This is a genomic window from Thauera terpenica 58Eu (assembly GCF_000443165.1).
In the GTDB taxonomy this organism is placed as follows: domain Bacteria; phylum Pseudomonadota; class Gammaproteobacteria; order Burkholderiales; family Rhodocyclaceae; genus Thauera; species Thauera terpenica.
In genome coordinates this window covers 1-4,105 of sequence record NZ_ATJV01000098.1, presented here as the reverse complement: position 1 = coordinate 4,105, position 4,105 = coordinate 1, and the positions used below count along the sequence as shown (strand labels likewise).

At 62.9% G+C, this 4,105-nt stretch carries 3 protein-coding genes; all 3 read left to right on the top strand.

Translation table 11 applies throughout. The features are described 5' to 3' along the window. The first annotated feature begins 302 nt into the window (after positions 1-302). Entirely contained in the window at positions 303-1,463 is a 1,161-nt protein-coding gene (locus M622_RS36990) for an IS256 family transposase (RefSeq protein ID WP_031347497.1), read from the top strand. A 434-nt stretch (positions 1,464-1,897) separates the two neighbouring features. Then, positions 1,898-3,166, top strand: coding sequence for an HlyD family secretion protein (locus tag M622_RS36985; RefSeq protein WP_169375159.1), 1,269 nt, complete (start codon positions 1,898-1,900; stop codon positions 3,164-3,166). Continuing rightward, complete coding sequence (locus tag M622_RS36980) at positions 3,163-4,065, top strand: cysteine peptidase family C39 domain-containing protein (RefSeq protein WP_021250776.1); 903 nt, start codon at positions 3,163-3,165, stop codon at positions 4,063-4,065. Before M622_RS36985 ends, M622_RS36980 begins: the two co-directional genes overlap by 4 nt. The last annotated feature ends 40 nt before the right edge of the window (positions 4,066-4,105 follow it).

The following is a 4,105-nucleotide window of genomic DNA, read 5'->3' as shown; positions in this document are numbered from 1 at the left end:
AGGGGTCAGCTCACGAAATGGAAAAAAACGTACGCTAAGGATTCCCGCAGAGGGATGGGACGGCTGCGACGGAACCTCCCTGTTCCGTCGGAGGATGCAACGATCTGGCCGCTACGGCGCGAGACGCATCTGCGGCTCCGCGGGCGGTGTCCCGGGGCGTGGTGTAACAGCGTGAGTGGGTGAGGTGTTCGCCGTGGTGGCCCTGCAGGGCCACCACGGCGGGCGCGAAGTCGGCGGGTCATCGGAGAACTTCGGTAAGGTAGGAGTTGCGACACTTCAACCGAACCATGAGGAAGAACCCGATGACCCAAGACAGGATGCAGCTTTCCGAGCTGCTTGAGAAGGCCGACGCCGACGACATCGTGCGCGAGATGATCGGCTTCGTGGCCCAGCGCCTGATGGACATGGATGTCGACAACCGCTGTGGCGCCGCCCACGGCGAGCGCTCGGATGCGCGCACGAACTCGCGCAACGGCTACCGTGAGCGCAACTGGGACACGCGCGCCGGCACGGTGGCGCTGCGCATCCCGAAGCTGCGCCAGGGCAGCTATTTCCCGCCCTTCCTGGAGCCGCGGCGCACCGCCGAGAAGGCTCTCGCTGCGGTGATTCAGGAAGCCTACGTGCAGGGCATCTCGACGCGCTCGGTCGACGATCTGGTGCAGGCCATGGGCATGAGCGGCATCTCCAAGAGCCAGGTCTCGCGCCTGTGCGCCGAGATCGACGAGCGGGTGCAGACGTTCTTGCAGCGCCCCATCGAGGGCGACTGGCCTTACCTGTGGATCGATGCCACTTACCTGAAGGTGCGCGAGGCCGGCCGGATCGTCTCGGTGGCCGCCATAATCGCCATCGGGGCGAACACCGACGGGCGGCGCGAGGTGCTGGGCATACAGGTCGGGGCCTCGGAAGCCGAGCCGTTCTGGACCGACTTCCTGCGCAGCCTCACCCGGCGCGGCCTGCGTGGTGTGAAGCTGGTGATCTCCGACGCCCACGAGGGGCTCAAGGCCGCCGTGCGCAAGGTCATCTCGGCGAGCTGGCAGCGCTGCCGGGTGCATTTCATGCGCAATGCGCTCGTCCATGCCCCGGCCGGGCAGCGCCGCGTCGTCTCCGCCCTAGTCGCCACGATCTTTGCACAGACCACCGAGCGCGCGGCCCGCGACCAATGGCGCACGGTTGCCGATCAGTTGCATGAGCGCTTCCCGAAAATCGCCCGGCTGATGGATGAGGCCGAAGAGGACGTGCTCGCCCACATGAGCTTCCCGAAGGAGCACCGCACCAAGATCCACAGCACCAACCCGCTCGAGCGTCTGAACGGCGAGAGCAAGCGGCGCACCGACGTCGTAGACATCTTCCCCAACGAGGCGGCCATCTACCGCCTGGTGGGCGCCTTGCTGCTCGAGCAGGACGATGAATGGGCACTGCAGCGCCGTTACATGACGCTGGAAACGCTCGCCGAAGTTGGCTGACATCCCAACGTCAGCCTGCCTGCGGTCGCAGCCTGACACGCGCTCCTGCCAAACCGGAGACCATGACCCGCCGACCGCCTCTGCTGACGCTTCTTACACCACGCCCCGGGACACGATCGCTCCGCGCGACGCCGACAACCTCATACTTCTGGATAGATTGCACCGGAACGCGAAAGGAATACTGTTATTCTCGCGGCGCGCTCGCGCGGGGCTTGCGACACGCGGCATATCGACCGGCAAGTAATCGATCTTGTAGAGGGCTCCGCCTTGGCGACGCTGAACAAGGCAGGCGGTTTCCGGCATCCCTGTGTCGCCGAGCATATTGACCAGCAGCACTCGGTATTGTACTGTTCTAAATATAACCCCTCGTCATAGCATCTTAGCCCGTGTATCGTCCTCCTGTTGTGCATGACAGGAGTTTCCTTGGAGACGATTTGCTGTTTCGCCCCGAAGTCCTTGAGAGTCGTGTCGCGTCGTGGATCGGCGGATTGAGAGCTACCAATTCTCCGCCGGCATGGACCATTGTGTTCATTGCCGCCTTGTTGGCGGCTTCTCTTGTTGCATACGGAGTTCTCGGCTCGTATGCGCGTAAAGCGCGGGTCCCCGGAATCCTAGCCCCGCACGGGGGGGAGCTCAATGTGGTGGCCCCAGTCGTCGGCCGCGTCACCGAAATTCGGGTCCGAGAGGGCCAGTTTGTGAAGGTCGGCGAGGTGCTGATGGTTCTTGACACCGACCGAACCACCGAGTCCCGGGATGGCCCCCGCGAAACCACAACCCTCGTCGCCGAGCAGATCGAAAACCGTCGGCATGCGCTGTCTTCCCAAAGGCAGGCCCTGCAAAGCAATGCACGTCTCCAGAAGCAGGCGATCGAATCTCGGCTGCGAGACTCGGATCTCGAGATCCAGAAACTCGAAGACGAGATCGATCTACAGAAGCGCCGACAGGGAATCGCCGCCGCCGCTCTGCAACGCTATGAGGAACTCGCGGTTCGCCACTTTGTTTCTTCGAATCAGGTCCAACAGCATCAGGAGGCCCTGATCGACCAGGAGGCGCGCCTTCGATCCATGGAGCGCAGCTTGGTCGGCGCCCGCAAGGATCGCAATGCCAGCATGATGGAACTGCGGCTAGTAGATACTCAATTGGCCGCAGACATCGCGGCTCTCGAGCGCGATCTCGCGGGCTTGAATCAGGAAGACGCGGAGAACCGCATCAGGCGCTTCGCGGCGATCACTGCGGGCGGGTCGGGAACGGTCACAGCCCTTGCCGTCAGTTCCGGACAAAGCGTCGCCGCCGGACAAAGTCTCGCCGCGATGCAACCCGCCTCGACTCCGCTGGACGCCCACCTCTATGCGCCGAGCCGCACCGTGGGTTTCGTCAGAGAGGGGCAACAGGTGCTGGTGCGTTTCGCGGCCTTTCCGTACCAGAAGTTTGGAGTCCATTATGGCACGGTCTCCGCGATCAGCCGAAGCGCCTTCGCTCCGAACGAATTACCTCCTTCGCTGCAGGCCCTGTTCGGCCAGCAGCCCAAGCCTGAAGGCCTGTACCGGATCACTGTTTCCCTTGCTGGGCAGGAAGTGGCCGCATTCGGCCAAAGCTACGGATTGCGCTCTGGAATGTCGGTCGAAGCGGACATCGTACAGGAACGGCGAACCATCCTTGAATGGCTGTTCGAGCCGCTAATCGCCTTCGCAAGACGCTCATGAGCCGCGTACGCCCGATCCTGCAGTCCGAAGCGGGCGAATGCGGCCTCGCCTGTCTCGCGATGGTCTGTAACGCGTTCGGCTACCGAGTCGACATCGGCGACCTCCGGCGACGCTTTGCGGTCTCCCTGAAGGGAAGCACGCTTGCCACCCTCATTCGGCACGCCGAGTTCCTCGGGCTGTCGGGACGCCCTCTCAGGCTCGAATTGGATGAACTCCCCCGGCTGCGGACGCCGTGCATCCTGCACTGGGACCTGAACCACTTCGTGATCCTGGAAAAGGTCTCAAGGGGAAAAGTCTCGATCATCGATCCCGCCGTCGGTCCTCGCAGCTTGCCGTTCGACGCGGTATCCCGGCACTTCACCGGTGTCGCGCTGGAACTCGTGCCGCGCCCGGAATTTCGCACGGCCGACGAGCGGCGGAGACTGCGGCTACGCGACCTCGTCGGCCACACACACGGGTTGCGCCTGGCACTGATCCAGGTATTCCTGCTGGCCGTCGCGCTCGAGGTTTTCGCGCTGGCAGCCCCCTTTTTCAATCAACTCCTCATCGACGACGTGCTGGTCACGTCGGACCGGGAGTTTCTGCATCTGCTCGCGATGGGCTTCGGTTTACTGTTGCTCATGCAGACGACGATCGAGGCGCTGCGCGGATGGATCGTTCTGCGCATTTCCGCAGACGTGCGCCTGCAATGGCTCAACGGCCTGTTCGCCCACCTGCTGCGGTTACCGGCGACCTTCTTCGAAAGGCGTCACCTTGGGGATATCACCAGTCGTTTCGGCTCTATCGCCACGATCCAGAGCACGCTGACGACCGGTATCGTCACTGCCATCCTCGACGGACTGATGGCCATGATCCTGAATCCGTGTTCGCTCAGCCCGGATTCCATCCTAACGCATTGATGTAATTGTATAATTACGCATCCGAACCCTTCACCCAACC